The organism is Thermopolyspora sp. NPDC052614, from assembly GCF_040678635.1.
Classification (GTDB): Bacteria; Actinomycetota; Actinomycetes; order Streptosporangiales; family Streptosporangiaceae; genus Thermopolyspora.
Genome location: NZ_JBFATZ010000027.1, coordinates 37,667 through 57,685, shown reverse-complemented (window position 1 = coordinate 57,685; position 20,019 = coordinate 37,667). Strand labels below are relative to the sequence as shown.

Sequence of the window (20,019 nt, the reverse complement as noted above, 5' to 3'; positions counted from 1 at the left end):
ACCCGCCGTACGAACCGTCATCGAGATGGCCCGACTCCGCCTCACCGACCTCGCCGAACTCCGCACCTCAACCGGCCTCGGCCGCCGAGCACTCTCATAGCGCCACCGCCGATGCGACCGCTCGCCACACGCCCCCCACCTCTAGGCGATCCTCCAATGCTGGTCGGCGACATTTGGCGCAAGCCGTAGGCGCGGCCGTGCCGACGGCTTCAGGAGAAGTCGAATTCGCCGTTTTTGGCGCCGGTGATGAAGGCCTCCCATTCGGGGCGGGTGTAGACGATGACTTCGGCGTTGGGGCGGCGGCTGTGGCGGAGGGCGATGCGGCCGGTGCCGTCGTTCAGAGGGCCGGCCTCGACGCACTGGCCACCACCGTCGGGGCTCTTTGAGCTGATGTGCCAGGCGACGCCTGCGAGTTCCTCAGGGCTGATCATCGCGAACTCCTCTGGCTCATTTTCTCGATCTGCTTAGCCATGACCGAGATGAACGCGGCGGACTCCTTGAGGGAGAGAGCGGCTTCTCGTAGGCAATCATATGCTTTGAGGAAGACTTCGACTTTAGGGGTTTCCACGTAGATTGCTCCTCCCAAAGTCTCAACGCAGGCCACCTCGGGGTAGGGGTCCGGCATGTTGAAGATCGTGAATGGGCCTTCAATGCTGGGGTGGGCGCCTGCGTCGAAAGGCAGTACCTGGATCGCGACGGCGGGGTGCGTTGATATCTCGGCGAGCTTGTGCAGCTGAGCGCTCATGACATCGGTTGCACCCACGATACGCCTGAGGACGGCCTCGTCCAGGATCGCGGCCATGCGTGGGGGTTCTGCGCGGGTGAGGATCCGCTGGCGGCTCATGCGAAAGTCGACCCAGTGCTCAGTTGTCTCAAGGGGTGCGTCGGGATCGGCGGACCTGATCACGTTTGTGGCGTACTCGCGAGTCTGGAGAAGCCCTGGGACCGTCATAACGTTGTAGGATCGAATCTCTTCGGCACGAGATTCGATCCAGGCGTGGTCGATCATGCGACCCATCGCGTCCGCATCGTAACCGTCCCACCAGCCCTTGCGCTTGATGTCGCGGCTGAGTTGTTCCAGCCCCTTTCGCAAGGTCTGGTCTTCGACGCCGTACAGGTCGAGTAGGGCGAGCACGTCGCTGGCGCGGGCCGGGGCGAGCCCTGTCTCCATTCGGCTCATGGTGCCCATATCGCGTTGTAGGTGGTCCGCCGCGTCCTTGAGTGTCATGCGAGCCAATTCGCGTAGTTCGCGAAGCTGCTTGCCAAGCCACTGGGCGCGCATGGTCGGTCCTCGCCTGGTGCTCATCATGACTCCTCCTGCGGGGAAAACGTGAACTATTTTCTCAATTCGGACAGCGTCAAGGTTGAGGGCTTCAAACTTGTTTTTTCGTTTGCTTGGCGACAGCATAGCAAGAACGTTACTCTCCGCAGTAAGTCAATGACACAAAGAGATGGGCCGGGATGGCTTCGCTTGCGACGGCCAGACCATCCCGACCCAAACACCGGAAGGGGGATCCGAATTGGACCATCTCTCATCCTCCGGTCACCGGCCTGTCTATCACGGGCCGGAGGCGGAGGGTAACGGAATCGATGCGGAGGCGCACTGCCGTGGGCCTGCCGGTTGTGCCATCACGGCGGACGGCCTGCGCGAGTTGACCGGCTTCACGCCGCGTATGTTCGCGCTGGTGCGGGAGTTCGTCGAAGCGGACGACAGCGTCACCCACGTGGTGGCGTACGGGATGAGCCTGCCCGATGGGGCGACCACCGTCCATGCCGGGGGCGGTTCGATCGGCCGTTGGGTGAGTGCGGAGTCGGCGGCGTCGAGGTTGGGCGCCTGCCTCGTCTGGCTCGGGGAGAGCGCGGTGCGTTGACGCGCGGTCGTTGAGGGGCGGAGCCGCCCGTACCGATTCGTCGGTTCGGGCGGCTCTTCGCGTTGGTGCCCTTTTGGCGGCTGTCGCCTTAAGAGACGGTGGGCCGTGCCTGACCTGGGGGTGGGTCGTGCATCAGGTGGTTCGGCGGGATGGGCGTGGTTTGTGGGTTGTGGAGGGGGTGGGATGGGGGTTTCGCGGGGGGCGTTGGACAAACAGGGCGACACGCGGCGTGGGTTCGTGGATGGAGGGCCGGGGGCTGAGAACATCGGGTACCGTGACGGCCTTTCTCGACCAGCTTCGGGCGGCTTCGGGGACCGATGAGGTGCGGCGGCCGCTTCCGGTGTCCGGGATGCTGGCGGCGGCCGGGACGCTCGGGGTTGGGCTCGGCGTGCTGACCACGTTGACGTTGATCGGGTGGGTCGCGGCGCCGAAGGGGACGCTGGGGGAGGGCGTTCCCGGGGTGTTCCGGGCCGCGTGTCAGATCTGGCTTGCCGCGCATCATGCCGGGTTCGCGATTCCCGGGGGGCGGGTGGGGTTGCTGCCGCTCGGGTTGATGATCATGCCGGCGGCGTTGCTGTACCGGGCGGGGTTGTGGATGGCCCGGGACGCGGATCTGCGGGTGCGGCTGCCTGCGCGGCTGCCGAAGGGGACGCCGAAGGACAAGCAGAATGCGCGGCGGCGGGCGCAGTTGGCGCTGATCGCGCGGGCCGGTATTTCGCTCGCGGCGCCGTACGCGCTGCTGGCGGGGCTGATCGCGCTGGTGGCGCGGAATGAGCTCACTCAGCCGTTCCTGGTTGAGGTGCTTGTCGGGCATCTGCTGCTGGCGTTTGTGGCGGGCTCGGTGGCGGTGGCGCGGACGATCGGGCCGTGGCGGGTCATGGTGCGGCTGTTGCCGGAGCGGTCGCGGTCGTTGGTGCTGGGGACGGCGGCGGCGATGGCCATCCTGCTGGTGGCCGCGCTGGTGCTGGTGGTCGGGGCGGTCGTGGTGAACTTCGACGACATCCGGCGGCTGTCGGATGTGCTCGCGCCGGGGCTGATCGGCGGGGTGTTGTTGCTGCTCGTCGAGGTGTTGTATCTGGTCAACGCGGTGGTGTGGGGGTTGGCCTATATCACCGGGCCGGGGTTCGCCATTGGGACGGGCACGCTGGTCGCGCCGACCGGGGTGAAGCTGGGGACGGTGCCGACGCTGCCGTTGCTCGGTGCGCTGCCCGATTCGGGGGCTTCGCCGGTGTGGGTGCTGGGGGTGATCGCGATTCCGTTCCTGGCGGGCGCGGTCGCCGGGGTCGTGGTGGTGCGCATCGCGCCCACGCCGACGCTGGAGGCGGCTCCGCTGTGGGGGTTCGCCTGCGGGCTCGCGGCCGGGGCGGTGTCGGGGGTGCTGGCGGCGCTGTCCGGGGGGCCGCTGGGCGGCGCCCGGCTGTCGGCCGTCGGGCCGTCGCCGTGGGAGGTGGCGTTCTCGGTGGCGCTGGAGGTAGGTGTCGCGGCCGGGATCACGGCGGGGGTGGGGAACTGGTGGCTGATGCGCAGGAGCGTGGCCGTCGTGCTCGTGCCGAGCGCGGCGAAGTCCAAGGCGGCGAAGCCCAAGGCCGGGGCGCGTAAGGCGGTCAAGCCGATCGCGCGGGCGTTCGGGGAGGTCGCCGAGTCGCGCCGTCCGCTGCCGGGGCACTGGCTGGACGCCACCGAGTGCGACACGCAGCCGATTCCGGTTATTCGTGATGACTGGGCCGATGAGCACGCCTCGGCGGCGGCCGGGACCTTCAGCGATGTGGGGACGCCCGTCAAGAAGATGGCGAGGCGGCTGCCCAGGAGCCTGCTGAAGAAGGGCCCAGAGAAGGGTCCAGAGAAGGCCGCGGGGAAGGGTGCGGAGCCTCCGCCTCGTCCCGACATCATCGATGAGAACGATGATCGCGGGGGGCATGTCATTTATATGGATCCGTACGCCTGGGATCGTGATTGACGCCGACCTTCCGGATTTGTCGCGGCTTTTCTGGACATCCGATAGCTTGCCGCAGTGGCGAGTGGGATTTGGGGGCTCCTGCGGCGTGTGGGGTCTGCGCACGGATTGCTGGTCCTGGTCGCGATCGCGTACGGCTGTGCAGTCCTATCCCAAGTGTCGTCGTTGGTGGCGTTCAACTGGGATGAGGTGATTTACGCCAGCCAGGTGCGGCCGGGCGTGGAGGCGGTGCCGATGTCGGCGCCGCGGGCCTGGGGCATGCCGGTCCTCATCGCGCCCGTAGCGGCGCTGACGCAGTCGGTCCTCGTCTTCCGGCTGTATCTGACGGGTTTGGCCGTCATCGGGCTTTACGTGGCGTTTCAGCCGTGGCTGGGCGTCTTCGCGGGCCGGGGGAGCGATGTCTCCGCTTACGCGGCGCCGCTCGCGGCGGGGCTGTTCGCCACGCTGTGGAGCACGGTGCTGTACGGGTCGATGGCCTACCCGAATCTGTGGCTGGCGTTCGCGCTGGTCGCGGGGGTGGGGTGGTTCTGCCGCGCGCTCGCGGAGCCCGGCCGCGCCGGGCCGCCCGCCGGGGTGGCGGTGGCGTTCGTGGCGGCGTCGCTGCTGCGGCCCACCGACGCGGCGGCGCTGGCGTTTCCGCTGCTGGTGGTGTGCCTGGTCCGGCTGGTGCGCCGGTCGCCGGGTGGGTTGGTGCTGTCCGGTGCGCTGGTGGGCGGGCTGGCCGTGGGGTGGGGCGTGTGGGTGGGCGAGGCGTTCGCCCGGTACGGGGGCCCGATCGCGCGGCTGCGATCGGGTGCCGAGACGAACGACGTCGGGATCGGGTTCAGCCTGCTGCGGCATCTGGAGGCCGTGGACGGGCCGGCCCTGCTGTGCCGTCCCGCCCCGGTGTGCTCGGACCTGCACTGGTTCGAGGTGTCCTGGTGGTTCGTGCTGCCGGTGCTGGTGGCGGCCGGGCTCGTGTTCGCCGAGGCCGCGCGGCCGGTGCTGGCGCTCGCGGTGGCGTGCGTGGTGACGTTCGCGCTGCCGTACCTGCTGCTGTTCGACTACGCCAACACCCGGTTCATGCAGCCGGCGTACGCGCTGCTGGCGATCCCCGCGGCCGCGGCGGTGGTACGGCTGCCGCTGCGGCGGCCCACGATGAGGGCCGCGGTGCTCGCGCTGTCGGCGGCGCTGGTCGCGCACATCGCCGGGCAGGTGCTCTCGCTGGAGCGGGTGACCGGGCGGTTGACGCCGATCTACGACGCGCAGCGGGCGCAGGCGGACGCGCTGCTGGCGCAGGGCGTGCGGCCGCCGTGCGCGCTCGTCGGGCGGGGGGCGATCCAGCTCGGTTACCTGACCGGCTGCCGGTCGGTGCGGACGGCGGAGGACCCCGCGCCCGGCGACGCGCAGGTGCGGCGGGCGGTGGCGGGGGACGAGCAGGTCGTGCTGCTGTCCCGCGAGCGGCTTCGCGTCCCGGAGGGCTGGCGGGCGTTGCGGGTGCCCGGGATGTCGGCGTACGTCAGGGGATGAACGGGAACAGGAACGGGAACCTGCCCGGCTCCAGGAACGGCAACTTGGCCTCGATCGCCCGTTCGAGCCGCTCCCTGCAATGCTCCTGGGCGCTGAGCGTGCCCGCGCCCTGCATGCAGGTGTTGTACGCCGCCAGGTCCTCGCCCAGGGAGAACTGCACCATGGTGGCGAACGCCGCGAACGCCAGCGAGAACACCGACACCACGATGCCGCCGACCGCGGCGGCGATCGACGACTTGGCCCGGCGCAGCGCGCCCGTGGTGCGGACCGACACGATCAGGGCGAACAGGGCAAGCGCCACCCCGACCAGCGGCACGAGCAAGGACATGGCGAGCGCGGCGAGGGAGATCAGCAGGGCGCGTCCACCGCTGGTGTCGGTGGTGGCCTGTCGCGGGGGCGTGGTCACCTGGCCTCCTCGGCGTCGGGGACGGATACGCTGGCACGGTCGTAGAGGGAAGGACTGTAGGTGATGTCAGCCTCGCCCCGTTCCGCCCGGCTCGTCGTGCTGGTCTCGGGTTCCGGAACCAACCTACAGGCCCTGTTGGACGCCGCCGACGACGCGTACGGCGCGCGTGTGGTGGCCGTCGGCGCGGACCGGGACGGCATCGAGGGCCTGGCCCGCGCCGAACGTGCGGGTGTGCCCACGTTCGTGGAGAAGGTGGGCGACCATCCGACGCGGGAGGCGTGGGACGAGGCGCTCGCGGCGCGGATCGCCGAGCACCGGCCGGACCTGGTGGTGTCGGCGGGGTTCATGAAGATCCTCGGGCCGCGGGTGCTGGAGGCGTTCCCCGTCGTCAACACCCATCCCGCGCTGCTGCCGGCCTTTCCTGGCGCGCACGCGGTGCGGGACGCGCTCGCGTACGGCGTGCGGGTCACCGGCTGCACGGTGCATCTGGTGGACGCGGGCGTGGACACCGGGCCGGTGATCGCGCAGGCGCCGGTGCGGGTGCGGCCGGGCGACGACGAGAAGTCGCTGCACGAGCGGATCAAGGCCGTCGAGCGCGAACTGCTCGTCGAGGTCGTCGGCCGCATGGTGCGCGAGGGCTGGAATGTCACCGGCCGTATAGTCGTGATCGGTGATGAGCGCCGGTGACCCACACCGGCCCGCGTGGAAGGACGCACATTTGACCCGCATCGCGATCAGGCGCGCGTTGATTTCGGTGTACGACAAGTCCGGCCTGGAGGAGCTCGCGCGGGCTCTCGACGCGGCGAACGTGGAGATCGTCTCCAGCGGCGGCACCGCCTCGGCCATCGCGTCCTTCGGCGTGCCGGTCACGCCGGTCGAGTCGCTCACCCAGTTCCCCGAGTGCCTCGACGGGCGGGTCAAGACCCTGCACCCGCGCGTGCACGCGGGGATCCTCGGCGACATGAACAAGCCCGGGCACGTCAAGCAGCTCGAAGAGCTGGAGATCGAGCCGTTCCAGCTCGTGGTGAGCAACCTGTACCCGTTCGCCGAGACGGTCGCCTCGGGCGCGTCGCCCGCGGAGTGCGTGGAGCAGATCGACATCGGCGGGCCGGCGATCATCCGGGGCGCGGCGAAGAACCACGCCAGCGTCGCGGTGGTGGTCTCGCCGGCGAGCTATCCGGACGTGCTGCGGGCGCTGGGCGAGGGCGGGTTCACGCTGGAGGAGCGGCGGCGGCTGGCGGCGGCGGCCTACGCGCACACCGCGGCCTACGACATCGCGGTGGCGTCCTGGTTCGCCAACGTGTACGCGCCGGAGCCGCAGACGCGGTGGCCGAATTTCATGGGCGCGGCGTGGCGGCGGCGGGCGGTGCTGCGCTACGGGGAGAACCCGCACCAGGGCGCGGCGCTCTACTCGGGCGAGCGGCACGGCCTGGCCAACGCCGAGCAACTGCACGGCAAGGAGATGTCCTACAACAACTACGTGGACGCGGACGCGGCCTGGCGGGCCGCCTGGGACTTCACCGAGCCCTGCGTGGCGATCATCAAGCACGCCAACCCGTGCGGGATCGCCATCGGCGCGGACGTGGCCGAGGCGCACCGCAAGGCGCACGACTGCGACCCGGTGTCGGCGTACGGCGGGGTGATCGCGGTGAACCGCGAGGTCACCGTCGAGCTGGCCCGGCAGATCGCGCCGATCTTCACCGAGGTCGTGGTGGCGCCCTCGTTCGCGCCCGAAGCGGTGTCGGTGCTGAGCGAGAAGAAGAACATCCGGCTGCTGCGCTGCCCGGAGGGGCCGAAGGGCGCGGCCGAGTTCCGGCGCATCGACGGCGGGCTGCTGGTGCAGACCGTGGACCGGGTGGACGCGCCCGGCGACGATCCGGCGACCTGGGAGCTGCGGGCGGGGCCCGCGGCGTCCGCCGAGACGCTCGCCGATCTCGCGTTCGCGTGGCGGGCCTGCCGCTCGGTGAAGTCCAACGCGATCCTGCTCGCCTCCGGCGGGGCGACCGTCGGGGTCGGGATGGGTCAGGTCAACCGGGTGGACTCGGCGCGGCTCGCGGTGTCGCGGGCGGGGGACCGCGCGGCCGGGGCGGTGGCCGCCTCCGACGCGTTCTTCCCCTTCGACGACGGGCCGAAGGTGCTGGCCGAGGCGGGGGTGACGGCGATCGTGGAGCCCGGCGGGTCGGTCCGGGACGAGGACGTCATCGCGGCCTGCGAGGCGGCGGGCATCTCGCTCTACTTCACGGGGACGCGGCACTTCTTCCACTGATCGGTCATATGGGGGTCAATGGGCGGTTAGCCTATGGTTTCCGCCCATTTACCCCGGAGTAGCCCCGTGTCCTTGATCAACCCCCTCCTCTTCCCGCTGTTCGGCGTGGACTTCTGGAACAGCCCGATCCCGATGGTGATCCTCGCCGTGATCAGCGCGTACGTCGGGTGGGTGAGCGTGGAGTACATCCCGTTCACCCGCCGGATCCTGGAGCGGCGCGAGGCGGGATTGCGGCCCCGCGGCGAGAACGCCGAGGGCTGACATGGCAGGATGACGTGACATGACCGCGCGCATTCTCGATGGCAAGGCGACCGCAGCGAAGATCAAGGCCGATGTTGCCAGGCGGGTCGCGAAACTGGCCGAGCAGGGCCGCCGACCGGGCCTCGGCACGATCCTGGTGGGTGAGGACCCCGGCAGCCAGGTGTACGTGGCCGGCAAGCATCGCGACTGCGCCGAGGTCGGCATCGCCTCGATCCGGGTGGACCTGCCCGCCACGGCGAGCCAGGCCGAGGTGGAGGCGGCGATCGACGAGCTCAACGCCGATCCGGCCTGCACGGGGTATCTGATCCAGCTTCCGCTTCCCGGGCATCTGGACTCCCGGCCGCTGCTGGAGCGCATCGACCCCGCCAAGGACGCCGACGGCCTGCACCCGGTCAACCTCGGGCGGCTCGTGCACATGGTGGACGCCCCGCTGCCGTGCACGCCGCGCGGCATCGTCGTGCTGCTGCAGGAGTACGGCGTGCCGCTCAAGGGCGCCGAGGTCGTCGTCGTCGGACGCGGCATCACCGCCGGGCGGGCGCTTGGCCTGCTGCTCACCCGGCGGAGCGAGAACGCGACCGTCACCACGTGTCACACCGGCACGCGTGACCTCGCGGCGCACACCCGCCGGGCCGACATCGTCGTCGCCGCGGCGGGCTCGCCGCATCTGATCACCGCCGACATGGTGCGGCCCGGCGCCGCCGTCCTCGACGTGGGCGTCTCCCGCGTCGAGGGACGGATCATGGGCGACGTGGCGCCGGAGGTCCGCGACGTCGCGGGATTCCTGGCGCCGAACCCGGGCGGCGTGGGCCCGATGACCCGCGCGATGCTGCTCACCAACGTCGTCGAGGCGGCCGAGCGAGCGGCCGCCGGGTGACGACGCGGGCGGTCAGCTCGCGCGGCGGTTGACCACCGGCTGCGGCTCCGTCGTCGGCGTGCCCCGCTGCGGGGGCACGACCGGGGTGGGCCGTACCAGTCCAAGTGCCACGACCTCGTTGGCCAGCCGGGTGCGCCGGTTGGTGCCCTCGGGGATGCGGAACTTCTGGTACAGCCGCAGCAGGTGCTGCTTGACCGCCGCCTCGGTGACCACGAGGTCGTCGGCGATCTCGCGCGCGGTCGCCGGGGCCACGAAGGCCTCGTCCGACAGCGCGGGTCGGCACAGCGAGGTGAGCACGTCGACCTCGCGCCGGGTCAGTTCCGGTGCCGCGGCGCGCCGCAGCTCGACCTCCGGAGCGAGGTCCTCGCGCGGCACGCCGCCCACCCGGCAGCGCGCGGCGCCGAATGAGACGACGTCGCCGTCGTCGAGGACCCTCCGAGCGATCGGCCTGCCGTTCACCCGTGTGCCGTTGCGGGACAGGCCCAGGTCAACGACGTACAGGTAAGGTCCGCGCCGGATGAACTCGGCGTGCAACCTCGACACGCTCGGGTCCGCCAGCCGGATGTCGACACCGCGTCCGCGACCGACAGTCGTGATCTCGGGGCGCAGCGGGGCCACCTCGCCGGTGTCCTCGATGCGTATGAACGGCCCCTCCACGGCAGTTCCTCCCCAGGTAGCCCGCCGTTACTTCCGCTACAGCTCCGGCTTACCCAAACGAGGCGATGGGGAATCGCCTTTACTCAAACGAGAATTCCACGCGGATTTGGTCTTGACCTCCGCCCTGGGTTTTGCCTGCTCACGGGTAGACTCGGCGCGAAGATAAGCGGAGGAAACACTTATGGCGGACAAACCCACCAAAGGTCTCGCCGATGTCGTCGCCGCGTCCACAGCGCTCAGCGACATCGACGGCAGGGCCGGTCGCCTGTTCTACCGCGGATACGACATCCACGATCTGGCCGGCCGTACCAGCTTCGAAGAGACCGCCCACCTGCTCCAGTGCGGGACGCTCCCCACGCGCACGCAACTGGCCGAGTACGGCGCCGAGCTCGTGCGGGGCAGGGTCCTCGGCCCGCTCGTCGAGGCCAACATCGCCGAGATCGCCGAGCGGCAGGCCCCCATGGAGGCGCTGCGCACCCTGGTCTCCCTCGCCGGGGCCGACGATCCCGACAAGGACTCCAACGCCCTGGACGCCAACCGCCGCAAGGCCGCGCGGCTCACCGCGCAGCAGCCGATCCTCGTCGCGCGCTACCACGCCGCCCGCAGCGGCAGGCAGGCGCCCGAGCCGGACCCCGAGCTCAGCATCGCGGCCAACTTCCTGCTGCAGATCACCGGCCGGACGCCGAGCGAGCGCGAGATCGAGATCTTCGACACCTGCCTGGTGCTGCACGCCGACCACACGATGAACGCCTCCACCTTCGCCGCGCGGGTCTGCGCGGCGACGCTGTCGGACATGCACTCGGCGATCGTGGCCGCCATCGGCACGCTCAAGGGTCCCCTGCACGGCGGGGCGAACGAGCAGGTCATGCGTACGCTGGAGACGATCCCGCCGGACGGGGTGGCGCGGGCGGTGCGCGAGCGGCTCGCGGCCGGGCAGAAGATCATGGGGTTCGGGCACCGGGTGTACAAGACCGAGGACCCCCGGGCGACGCATCTGCGCGAAATGTCCCGCGAACTGGCCGAGGCATCCGGCGACGCCACCTACTATCGGATGTCCAAGGAAATGGAGGAGGTCGTCCACGCGGAGAAGGGCCTGTACCCGAACGTGGACTTCTACGCGGCGACCGTCTACCACTATCTCGGCATACCGACGGACCTGTTCACCCCGGTGTTCTCGGTCAGCCGGATGTCGGGATGGACGGCGCATGTGATCGAGCAACACGCCGACAACCGGCTGATCCGCCCGGACAGCGAGTACGTCGGCGAGAGCGACCGCAAGTGGGTGCCGATCGACGAAAGGTAGCCATTGACCGGTGAGGGCCGGGTCGGCGGGCCGTACCTGCTGGTGATGGCGGGTACGGCCGTCGGCGTGTGCGCGTTGATGCTGCGTCTGCCGCTGTGGCTGGGGGCGGGGCTGATGGGGGCCGCGATCCTGTGCGGCGCGCTGGTGCGGCTGCTGGGGGCCGGGTCCGGCGCGCTCGCGGTGCGCGCCCGGGCGATCGACGTCCTTCTGCTGACCGGGTTGGGCGTCGCCCTGGTGCTGAGCGGGGTGCTGATGGTCCTGTGGTAGCCGGGTGCCGCGCGCCGACGGGTGGTCACGGTCCGATAATCTCAACGGCCAGCGAGCCTCAAAAAGGACCAGCCTGGCCAGCCAGCTCAGAAGGGGAAACTACACACAATGTCCAAGATCAAGGTAGCGGGGCCCGTCGTCGAGCTCGACGGCGACGAGATGACCCGGATCATCTGGAAGTTCATCAAGGACCAGTTGATCCTTCCCTACCTGGACGTCGATCTGAAGTACTACGACCTGGGGATCGAGCACCGCGACGCGACCGACGACCAGGTCACCATCGACGCCGCCAACGCCATCAAGCAGTACGGCGTGGGCGTGAAGTGCGCCACCATCACCCCGGACGAGGCGCGCGTCGAGGAGTTCGGCCTCAAGAAGATGTGGAAATCCCCCAACGGGACCATCCGCAACATCCTCGGCGGCGTGGTGTTCCGTGAGCCGATCGTGGTCAGCAACATCCCGCGTCTCGTGCCCGGCTGGACCAAGCCGATCATCATCGGCCGTCACGCGCACGGCGACCAGTACCGCGCCACCGACTTCGTGGTGCCCGGCCCCGGCACGGTGACCATCTCGTACGTGCCCGAGGACGGCGGCGAGCCGATCGAGCTCGAGGTCGCCAAGTTCCCCGGCGGCGGCATCGCGATGGGCATGTACAACTTCGACGACTCCATCCGCGACTTCGCCCGCGCCACCATGCGGTACGCCCTCGACCGCGGGCTGCCGCTCTACCTGTCGACGAAGAACACGATCCTCAAGGCGTACGACGGCCGGTTCAAGGACCTGTTCGCCGAGATCTTCGAGACGGAGTTCAAGGCCGAGTTCGAGGCGGCCGGCATCACCTACGAGCACCGGCTCATCGACGACCTGGTCGCGCAGGTGCTCAAGTGGGAGGGCGGCATCGTCTGGGCCACCAAGAACTACGACGGCGACGTGCAGTCCGACGTGGTGGCGCAGGGCTTCGGCTCGCTCGGCCTGATGACCAGCGTGCTGATGACCCCCGACGGCCGCACCGTCGAGGCGGAGGCCGCGCACGGCACCGTCACCCGGCACTACCGCCAGCACCAGCAGGGCAAGCCCACCTCGACCAACCCGATCGCGTCGATCTTCGCGTGGACGCGCGGCCTCGCGCACCGCGGCAAGCTGGACAACACCCCGGCGGTGACCGAGTTCGCCAACACGCTGGAGCGGGTCTGCGTGGAGACCGTCGAAGGCGGCCAGATGACCAAGGACCTGGCGCTGCTCATCGGGCCGGAGACCCCCTGGCTTACCACGCAGGAGTTCCTCACCGCGCTCGACGAGAACCTTAAGCGCACGATGTCCGCTTGATTCGGAACATGCATTAATGCATGTTTCGGCATGATTTGGGGTCGCTCACCTGCGGGGCGGCCCCGATTCGCTTGATTACGTGGGGGTAACGCGTGGTCAGGCGTCATCGCAAAGGCTGGGAGTGGCCGTAAAGTTTGGCAAGTCAGTACTTTGCGAGACGTCGGGATGGGAAATGCCGCAGATCGCGCCGCTCGTGGCGGGCGACCCGGTTCGACTGGGGCCCTTCACGCTGACCGGCCGCATCGGCGAGGGGGGTCAGGGCACCGTCTACCTGGGGCACAACGCCGCGGGGGAACGGGCCGCCGTCAAGCTGCTCCACGTCAAGTTCTCCGGTGACGCGGCGGCGCGGTCCCGGTTCGCCAGGGAGTTGAAGGCCTCCGAGCGGGTGGCCTCGTTCTGCACGGCCCGGGTGATCTCGGCCGATCTCGACGGCGACACGCCGTACATCGCCAGCGAGTACATCGAGGGGCGGTCGCTGCGCGAGCTGGTGGAGGCCGAGGGGCCGATACGGGGGGCCGCGCTGGATCGGCTGGCGATCGGCACGGCCACGGCGCTCACCGCCATCCACCGGGCGAGCATCGTGCATCGTGACTTCAAGCCGGACAACGTGCTGATCGCGGCGGACGGGCCGCGGGTGGTGGACTTCGGGATCGCGCGGATCATCGACTCCACCGGCACGATCACCAGCCGGGCGATCGGCACGCCAGCCTACATGGCGCCCGAGCAGGTGTCGGGGGACTCGGTGGGGCCGTACACCGACATCTTCTCCTGGGCCTCGACGATGTTGTTCGCGGCCACCGGGCAGGTGGCGTTCCAGGGCGGGTCGATCGCGGTCGTGCTCAACCGCATCCTCAACCACGACGTGGACGTGGAGATGCTGCACGAGCCGCTGCGCGGGGTGGTGCGGGCGTGTTTGAGCAAGTCGCCGGGCGATCGGCCGAGCGCGGATCAGATCCTGTTGCGGCTGCTCGGGCATTCCGAGGTGGGCGGGGCGTCGCCGGACGTGCTCAACGAGGGGGCGCAGGCGGCCAATCCCGGGCAGGCGCGGGCGGCGGTCGCGGCGCCACCCGCCTACGATCCCGGGTACCCGCCGCCGACGCGGCGGCAGCCGCGTCTTCAGTCGCAGCCGATGCCGCAGACCGGCTTTCGGGCCAGTCCCCCTCCGCCTCCGTCTCCGCCGCTGCCTCCGGCTTCGGCTGAGCAGAGCACTCCGAACACCGGGTTCACCTTCGGTGCGCCGGTGGTCTCCCCGGCGCCGCCGAGTTGGGAGCAGAAGAGCACGTTGCCGCTGTCCGAGGCGGGGACAGAGGTCGGGCACGACGGACGTCCCCGGCGGTCGCGGCGTTTCGCCGTCGGGGCCGTGGTGGCGGCGCTGCTCGCGGCCGGTGGGCTCGTGGCGTACACGCAGTTACAGGGCGGGAGCGGGGGTGGGGGGCAGGAGCCCAAGGTGACCGACAAGCCCGTCGTCAGGGGGGACGCGTCCGGCTCGCTGGTAGACCGGGTGCAGCGCACCAAAAAGATCGTTATCGGGGTCAAGGGGGACCTGCCCGGCATCGGGCTCGCCTCGCTGGACAAGAAGGTCTTCACCGGTTTCGAGGTCGAGTTCGCCCGGCACATCGCGCGCGAGCTGGGGGTGCCCGACGACGGGGTGTCGTTCGTCCAGGTCGGCAAGGCCAACCGGGTCAAGGCGCTGACCGACGGCAAGGTGGACATGGTGCTCGCCACCTGGGCGATCAACCAGGACGACGCGAAGCGGGTGGACTTCGTCGGGCCGTACTATGTGGCGCACACCGGGGTCATGGTCAAGAGCGGCGACCCGTACGACCGGATCGCCGACCTCAAGGGCAAGCGGCTGTGCGCGCCCAACGGCAGCGCTTCGATCCGGGTCGTGCAGCGGGCGGTCGAGATGACGGTGAAGGCCGCTTCCAACTATGCCGACTGCATGACCCTGATCAACGACGGCGAAGTCGACGCCATCCCCGGCGAAGACGTGATCCTCGCCGGCTTCGGCAACCGCAACGACATCGCGATGAAGGTGCTGCCCGACCGGCTCGACAACCAGCGCTACGCGGTCGGGGTCAAGCGCGGCGACACGCGCGCCTGCCAGGCCATCCGCGGCGCCATCACGAGCCTGTACGCCTCGCAGACCGCCGCGCGGATCCTCACCGAGCACTTCGCCAAGGTCACCTTCACCCCCGCCACAGCGGCACCCAGCCTGGCCTCGTGCTAGTCGCCTCGTGTTAGTCGGGCGCGGAGGTCGGCGATGGTGGCGTCGGCCCAGGCGATCATCGTTTGTGTCTGGCGGAGGCCCATGTCAAGGGCGTATTTGCCGAAGCCGTCCGGGTCTCCGTATTCGAGCTTGTGCTCGTAGCGGCTCCGCAGATCGTTGAGCCGGCGCTCGAAGGCGCCCCGGATGCGTTCGATCACTTGGATGGCCTCGGCCGGGGGAAGGGCCGAGACGAGGAACGCCTGCAGGGCCCACTCGTTGCGCACCGGTCCCTCCCGGTCGTACTCCAGGAGCCAGCTGTGCAGCTCCGTGCGGCCCTGGGGAGTGATCGCGTAGATCTTGCGACCGCGTGGGCCCTCGGCCTCGACGGTGATCAGGCCGTCGGCCGTCATCTTCACCAGTTCCGGATAGATCTGGCTGTGCCCCGCATGCCACACGTGGTTGATCGAGTTCTCGAAGCGTTTGGCCAGGTCGTAGCCGCTGGCCGGGCCGGATGCGGCCAGCAGGCCGAGTAGGGCGATACGGAGGGACATGTCCACATCTTATATATCCCTTGACATGTCAATTCCGACATGTCACTTTCTACATGTACTCTCCGACATATCACCACATCTGGATGGCCATGAGTGCAGCTACTTCCGGTACTTCCGGCAGGAACGCGTTGCTGATCTTCGCCGTCATCGGCGGGATGTTCCTGGCGATGCTCGACCAGACCATCGTCGGCACCGCGCTGCCGCGGATCACCGTCGAACTCGGCGGCTCCGGCCTGTACACCTGGGTCGTGACCGCCTACCTGCTCACCTCGACCGTCACCGTTCCCCTGTACGGCGGGCTGTCCGACACCTACGGACGCAAGCCGTTGCTGCTCACCGGCATCTCGGTGTTCCTCGTCGGATCGGCGCTGTGCGGGCTCGCGCAGGACATGGGCCAGTTGATCGCCTTCCGGGCCGTCCAGGGCCTGGGCGCGGGGGCGCTGCTGCCGCTGTCGCTCGCCTTGATCATGGACCTGCTGCCGCGCGAGCGCAGCGGCCAGGTGCAGGGCGCGATCGGCGGCGTGATGGCGCTGAGCTACCTGGCCGGGCCGTTCCTCGGCGGCGTGTTCACCGACCAGGCGAGCTGGCGCTGGGCGTTCTACGTCAACATCCCGATCGGGCTCGCCCTCATCGCGATCATCGCGACGCGGCTGCCGCACCGGCCCGGCCAGGGGCGCGGCACCCGCCCCGACTACCTGGGCATCGCCGTCTTCTCCGCGGCGATCACCGCGCTGCTCATCGGGCTCACCGAGAAGGGGCTGAACGGCAACGGCTGGAGCGACCGGCCGGTGCTCGGGCCGATCGCCGGGGCCGTCGCGCTGCTGGCGGTGTTCGTCGCGGTGGAGCGCCGGGCGGCGAATCCGATCGTGCCGCTGCACCTGTTCCGAAACCGCACCTACACGATCGTGAACATCGCCTCGTTCTTCAGCGCGTTCGCGATGTACGCCGGGGTCGTCTTCCTGCCGCGCTTCTTCCAACAGGCGCACCAGCTCAGCGCCACCACCTCCGGCCTGTACATCTATCCGGTGCTCATGGGCATGCTGATCGGCAGCTTCGTCACCGGCGCGCTGATCGGGCGGACCGGGCGGTACAAGCCCTGGCTGATCGCCTCGCCGTTCCTGATGGCCGCGGGGGCGCTGCTGTGCTCCGGGCTCGCGCTCGGCACCCCCGTCTGGCAACTGATCATCTGGATGACGCTGCTGGGGCTCGGCGTGGGGCCGACGCTGTCGGGGCTGACCGTGGCGGTGCAGTTCGCCGTGGAACCCCGCTACATCGGTACGGCCAGCGCCAACCTGACCTTCTTCCGCCAGATCGGCGGCTCGGTCGCGCTCGCGATCGCGGGCACCGCGTACGCCGCGGTGGTCGCCGAGCAGGCGGCCGTCGCGGGCCCGCCCGCCGCCCACGCCGCAGCCTCGGCGACCGTCATCCCGTGGCTCGGCGCTGCGGGGGCGCTCATCTGCCTGCTCGCCCTGGTCGCCCTGCCCGACCGGAGGCTGGGCGCGCCGCAGACATCCCCGTCCGGCACACCTGCCAGCGGGGTGGGGACGGCAGCCGGGTAGGGTCCACCTGTCAGAGCAAACGTCAACTCGTCGAGTTGGGGGAAGGTATGGGCCAGACTCCCGTGAAGGTCACCGTCACCGGCGCCGCCGGTCAGATCGGATACGCGTTGCTGTTCCGCGTCGCCTCGGGGCAGCTTCTCGGTGGGGACGTCCCGGTGAAGCTGAGCCTGCTGGAGATTCCGCAGGCGGTGAAGGCCGCCGAGGGCACCGCCATGGAGCTCGACGACTGCGCCTTCCCCCTGCTGCGGGGCATCGAGATCACCGATGACCCGAACGTCGCCTTCGACGGCGTCAGCGTCGCGCTGCTGGTCGGCGCCCGGCCGCGGACCAAGGGCATGGAGCGCGGCGACCTGCTGGAGGCGAACGGCGGCATCTTCGGCCCGCAGGGCCGCGCCATCAACGAGCACGCGGCCGACGACGTGCGGGTGCTCGTCGTGGGCAACCCGGCCAACACCAACGCGCTGATCGCCCGCGCCGCCGCGCCGGACGTGCCGGCCGACCGGTTCACCGCGATGACCCGCCTGGACCACAACCGCGCGCTCAGCCAGCTCGCCACCAAGCTCGGCGTCCCGGTGACCGACATCAAGAAGATGACGATCTGGGGCAACCACTCCGCCACCCAGTACCCCGACCTGTTCCACGCCGAGGTCGGCGGCAAGATCGCCGCCGAGCAGGTGGACGAGGCCTGGCTGCGCGACACCTTCATCCCCACCGTCGCCAAGCGCGGCGCGGCCATCATCGAGGCCCGCGGCGCCTCCTCGGCCGCCTCGGCCGCCAACGCCGCCATCGACCACGTGCACGACTGGGTGAACGGCACCCCCGAGGGCGACTGGACCTCGGCGGCCATCGTCTCCGACGGGTCGTACGGGGTCCCCGAGGGCCTGGTCTCCTCCTTCCCGGTGGTATCGCGCGGCGGAACCTGGGAGATCGTCCAGGGCCTGGAAATCGACGCCTTCTCCCGCGAGCGCATCGACGCCTCGGTGCGCGAGCTTGAGGAGGAGCGCGACGCCGTACGCGGCCTCGGCCTCATCTGAGCGCCGCCCTCCCCTGTCGAGTACGTTACGTACTTGACGTACTTGACGGGGGAGGGCAGTCTTTTCGGGGGAGGTACTGATGACCGCGGTGCATTATGAGAGCTACAGCGAGGCTCGTGCTCACCTGAAGGAACTGCTGGACGCGGCCGAGCGTGGCCGGGTGGCCACGGTCCGACGGGATGCGAAGACCAGCGCCGTCGTCGGCGCGGAGCGGCTGCGGAATTTCCTGGCCGCGGTGTGCCCGTCCCGTGCCGAGGTGGTGGCCGAGGGGGGCGGTTGGTCGGTCGTCATCCCGGGGCTGCCCGTCGCGGTCGATGGCACGACGTTCGACGAGGCGCTCCAGGAGATGATCGAGGCGTTGCGCGAGTACGCCGAGGACTGGCAGGAGCGACTGCTCGACGCTCCGAATCACCGGGACCATTGGGGCCTGGTGCAGTTGATCGTTCTCAGCGACGACGACCAACTGCGCGAGTGGCTGGTGGGTGCCCGGTCGTGACATGGCCTCAGGCGACACGCGACGATCATGAGCGATTCTGCCGGGTGGAGGGCTGGCGACGAGTGCGCGACGCACGCGGGCGGGCGGGCACGCATCACGTTACCTACGAACTCGACCTTCCGGACGGGCGTGTCCTGCGGACCAGGATCTCGCACCCGGTCGATTGCAGTGCCTATGGGCCGAAGCTGTGGAGCCACATTCTGCGCGACCAGCTCGACGTGTCCGAAGCCGACTTCTGGACGTGCGTCCGTGAGGGCGTGCGCCCCGACCGGGGCGTGCCCGTCGCGCCGCCCGAGGCCCTGCCGGCGGATCTCGTTCATCTTCTGATCCACCGGGTCGGCCTCGACGAGAAAGAGGTCGCCGCCATGAGCAGGGTTGACGCCGTGGCGCGGCTGCAGCGGTTTTGGATCGATGGCGTTTAGTTTTTGGGGAGGGCCGTCCAGGCGTCGGTGACGATGGACTTCAGGGACGGGTGGTCGGGGGTCCAGCCGAGTTCGCGGTGGATCTTGTCGGAGGAGGCGACCAGGACGGCCGGGTCGCCGGGGCGGCGGTCGGCGATTTCGGCGGGGATGGGGTGGCCGGTGACCTCGCGGCAGACCGCGATGACCTCCTGGACCGAGAAGCCGGAGCCGCTGCCGAGGTTGTAGATGTCGTGCCGGCCGGGGGCGCAGGCGTCGAGGGCGAGCAGGTGGGCGCGGGACAGGTCGGCGACGTGGATGTAGTCGCGTACGCAGGTGCCGTCGGGGGTGGGGTAGTCGGCGCCGAACACCTTGACCGAGGGGTGCTCGCCGAGGGCGACGGCGAGGACGTTCGGGATGAGGTGGGTCTCCACGTCGTGCCGTTCCCGGTAGACGCGGCCGTCGCGGGCGGTGTACGCGCCGGCGACGTTGAAGTAGCGCAGGCTCACCGCGCCGAGGCCGTACAGGCCGGCGAAGGCCGTCAGCGCCGTGTCGATGGCGAGCTTGGAGGCGCCGTACGGGTTGGTGGGGCGGGTGGGGTCGGTCTCCAGGATCGGGCTGCGTTCGGGCTCGCCGTAGGTGGCGGCGGTGGAGGAGAACACGATGCGGTCCACCCCCGCCTGCCGCATCGCCTCCAGCAGGGCGAGCGTGCCGCCCAGGTTGCCGGTCCAGTACTTGGCCGGGTCCGCCACCGACTCGGCGACCAGGGACTTGGCGGCGAAGTGCAGGACGGCGTCGAAGCCCTGGCTCAGCACCGGGCCCGCTTCGGCGATCGTGCCCTGCACGAAGGCCGCGCCGGCGGGGACCGCGTCGGCGTGGCCGGTGGAGAGGTCGTCCAGCACCGCCACCTCGTGGCCGGCCTCGACGAGTTGCGCGGCGACGACGCTGCCGATGTACCCGGCTCCGCCGGTGACGAGAAGCTTCATGACATCTCCTCAATTGTTTGAAAAATGGTGGATTCTGTTTGATTTTGGTTGTCCGGTGCCCAGCATACGCGCACTCGGCGTCCAGGTACTGT

General features: G+C 69.8%; 21 protein-coding genes. 15 read left to right on the top strand and 6 right to left on the bottom strand.

The window, feature by feature from the left end; translation table 11 throughout:
- Window positions 1–209: 209 nt before the first annotated feature.
- Window positions 210–431 carry a DUF397 domain-containing protein gene (locus tag AB0K60_RS34720; RefSeq protein ID WP_364065083.1) on the bottom strand — a complete coding sequence of 74 codons (222 nt, stop codon included), beginning with the start codon at window positions 429–431 and terminating at the stop codon, window positions 210–212.
- The gene (locus tag AB0K60_RS34715) at window positions 428–1,309 is read right to left on the bottom strand and encodes a helix-turn-helix transcriptional regulator (RefSeq protein WP_364065080.1); all 882 of its coding nucleotides are present in this window, start codon (window positions 1,307–1,309) and stop codon (window positions 428–430) included. The genes AB0K60_RS34720 and AB0K60_RS34715 overlap by 4 nt, the downstream gene beginning before the upstream one ends.
- A gap of 142 nt (window positions 1,310–1,451) precedes the next feature.
- On the opposite strand from AB0K60_RS34715, the gene AB0K60_RS34710 reads away from it, so the two are divergent.
- The 3 genes from AB0K60_RS34710 (at window position 1,452) to AB0K60_RS34700 (ending at window position 5,334) form a co-directional block, all read left to right on the top strand.
- On the top strand, window positions 1,452–1,871 hold the full coding sequence (locus AB0K60_RS34710; RefSeq protein WP_364065078.1) for a hypothetical protein: 420 nt from the start codon (window positions 1,452–1,454) through the stop codon (window positions 1,869–1,871).
- Window positions 1,872–2,145: 274 nt separating this feature from the next.
- On the top strand, window positions 2,146–3,828 hold the full coding sequence (locus tag AB0K60_RS34705; RefSeq protein WP_364065076.1) for a DUF6350 family protein: 1,683 nt from the start codon (window positions 2,146–2,148) through the stop codon (window positions 3,826–3,828).
- Window positions 3,829–3,981: 153 nt separating this feature from the next.
- The gene (locus AB0K60_RS34700) at window positions 3,982–5,334 is read left to right on the top strand and encodes a hypothetical protein (protein ID WP_364065073.1); all 1,353 of its coding nucleotides are present in this window, start codon (window positions 3,982–3,984) and stop codon (window positions 5,332–5,334) included.
- Here the strand turns inward: AB0K60_RS34700 and AB0K60_RS34695 are convergent.
- Window positions 5,324–5,740, bottom strand: a complete 417-nt coding sequence (locus AB0K60_RS34695) for a hypothetical protein (protein WP_364065071.1) — start codon at window positions 5,738–5,740, stop codon at window positions 5,324–5,326. The genes AB0K60_RS34700 and AB0K60_RS34695 overlap by 11 nt on opposite strands.
- 63 nt (window positions 5,741–5,803) lie before the next feature.
- Between AB0K60_RS34695 and purN the strand changes: the two genes are divergently transcribed.
- The 4 genes from purN (at window position 5,804) to AB0K60_RS34675 (ending at window position 9,141) form a co-directional block, all read left to right on the top strand.
- The gene (purN, locus tag AB0K60_RS34690; protein WP_364065068.1) at window positions 5,804–6,427 is read left to right on the top strand and encodes a phosphoribosylglycinamide formyltransferase; all 624 of its coding nucleotides are present in this window, start codon (window positions 5,804–5,806) and stop codon (window positions 6,425–6,427) included.
- 31 nt (window positions 6,428–6,458) lie between these two features.
- Window positions 6,459–8,006: a bifunctional phosphoribosylaminoimidazolecarboxamide formyltransferase/IMP cyclohydrolase gene (gene purH, locus AB0K60_RS34685; RefSeq protein WP_364065066.1), complete on the top strand. Its 1,548-nt coding sequence runs from the start codon at window positions 6,459–6,461 to the stop codon at window positions 8,004–8,006.
- A gap of 72 nt (window positions 8,007–8,078) precedes the next feature.
- A complete protein-coding gene (locus AB0K60_RS34680; protein ID WP_364065064.1) occupies window positions 8,079–8,267 on the top strand; it encodes a hypothetical protein in 189 nt (62 codons plus the stop codon).
- 19 nt (window positions 8,268–8,286) lie between these two features.
- Window positions 8,287–9,141: a bifunctional methylenetetrahydrofolate dehydrogenase/methenyltetrahydrofolate cyclohydrolase gene (locus AB0K60_RS34675; RefSeq protein WP_364065061.1), complete on the top strand. Its 855-nt coding sequence runs from the start codon at window positions 8,287–8,289 to the stop codon at window positions 9,139–9,141.
- Between the two features lie 12 nt (window positions 9,142–9,153).
- Here AB0K60_RS34675 and AB0K60_RS34670 read toward each other — a convergent pair whose 3' ends face one another.
- The gene (locus AB0K60_RS34670) at window positions 9,154–9,798 is read right to left on the bottom strand and encodes an FHA domain-containing protein (protein ID WP_364065059.1); all 645 of its coding nucleotides are present in this window, start codon (window positions 9,796–9,798) and stop codon (window positions 9,154–9,156) included.
- 181 nt (window positions 9,799–9,979) lie between these two features.
- On the opposite strand from AB0K60_RS34670, the gene AB0K60_RS34665 reads away from it, so the two are divergent.
- The 4 genes from AB0K60_RS34665 (at window position 9,980) to AB0K60_RS34650 (ending at window position 14,924) form a co-directional block, all read left to right on the top strand.
- Complete coding sequence (locus AB0K60_RS34665) at window positions 9,980–11,101, top strand: citrate/2-methylcitrate synthase (protein ID WP_364065057.1); 1,122 nt, start codon at window positions 9,980–9,982, stop codon at window positions 11,099–11,101.
- 3 nt (window positions 11,102–11,104) lie between these two features.
- On the top strand, window positions 11,105–11,368 hold the full coding sequence (locus AB0K60_RS34660; protein ID WP_364065054.1) for a DUF3017 domain-containing protein: 264 nt from the start codon (window positions 11,105–11,107) through the stop codon (window positions 11,366–11,368).
- A gap of 108 nt (window positions 11,369–11,476) precedes the next feature.
- Entirely contained in the window at window positions 11,477–12,694 is a 1,218-nt protein-coding gene (locus tag AB0K60_RS34655) for an NADP-dependent isocitrate dehydrogenase (RefSeq protein ID WP_364065051.1), read from the top strand.
- 172 nt (window positions 12,695–12,866) lie between these two features.
- A complete protein-coding gene (locus AB0K60_RS34650; protein ID WP_364065048.1) occupies window positions 12,867–14,924 on the top strand; it encodes a serine/threonine-protein kinase in 2,058 nt (685 codons plus the stop codon).
- Here AB0K60_RS34650 and AB0K60_RS34645 read toward each other — a convergent pair.
- Entirely contained in the window at window positions 14,921–15,454 is a 534-nt protein-coding gene (locus tag AB0K60_RS34645; RefSeq protein ID WP_364065045.1) for a PadR family transcriptional regulator, read from the bottom strand. The two genes, AB0K60_RS34650 and AB0K60_RS34645, sit on opposite strands and share 4 nt — an antisense overlap.
- An 89-nt stretch (window positions 15,455–15,543) precedes the next feature.
- Here AB0K60_RS34645 and AB0K60_RS34640 point away from each other — a divergent pair, with 89 nt between their 5' ends.
- From AB0K60_RS34640 to AB0K60_RS34625, 4 genes are all read left to right on the top strand, one after another.
- The gene (locus AB0K60_RS34640; RefSeq protein WP_364065042.1) at window positions 15,544–17,013 is read left to right on the top strand and encodes an MDR family MFS transporter; all 1,470 of its coding nucleotides are present in this window, start codon (window positions 15,544–15,546) and stop codon (window positions 17,011–17,013) included.
- A 47-nt stretch (window positions 17,014–17,060) separates the two neighbouring features.
- The gene (locus AB0K60_RS34635; RefSeq protein ID WP_364065039.1) at window positions 17,061–18,047 is read left to right on the top strand and encodes a malate dehydrogenase; all 987 of its coding nucleotides are present in this window, start codon (window positions 17,061–17,063) and stop codon (window positions 18,045–18,047) included.
- Between the two features lie 79 nt (window positions 18,048–18,126).
- Window positions 18,127–18,543: a prevent-host-death protein gene (locus AB0K60_RS34630; protein ID WP_364065036.1), complete on the top strand. Its 417-nt coding sequence runs from the start codon at window positions 18,127–18,129 to the stop codon at window positions 18,541–18,543.
- A 62-nt stretch (window positions 18,544–18,605) separates the two neighbouring features.
- The gene (locus AB0K60_RS34625; protein ID WP_364065033.1) at window positions 18,606–18,965 is read left to right on the top strand and encodes a cytotoxic translational repressor of toxin-antitoxin stability system; all 360 of its coding nucleotides are present in this window, start codon (window positions 18,606–18,608) and stop codon (window positions 18,963–18,965) included.
- Here the strand turns inward: AB0K60_RS34625 and galE are convergent.
- Window positions 18,962–19,927: a UDP-glucose 4-epimerase GalE gene (galE, locus tag AB0K60_RS34620; RefSeq protein WP_364065030.1), complete on the bottom strand. Its 966-nt coding sequence runs from the start codon at window positions 19,925–19,927 to the stop codon at window positions 18,962–18,964. The two genes, AB0K60_RS34625 and galE, sit on opposite strands and share 4 nt — an antisense overlap.
- Window positions 19,928–20,019 lie beyond the last annotated feature (92 nt).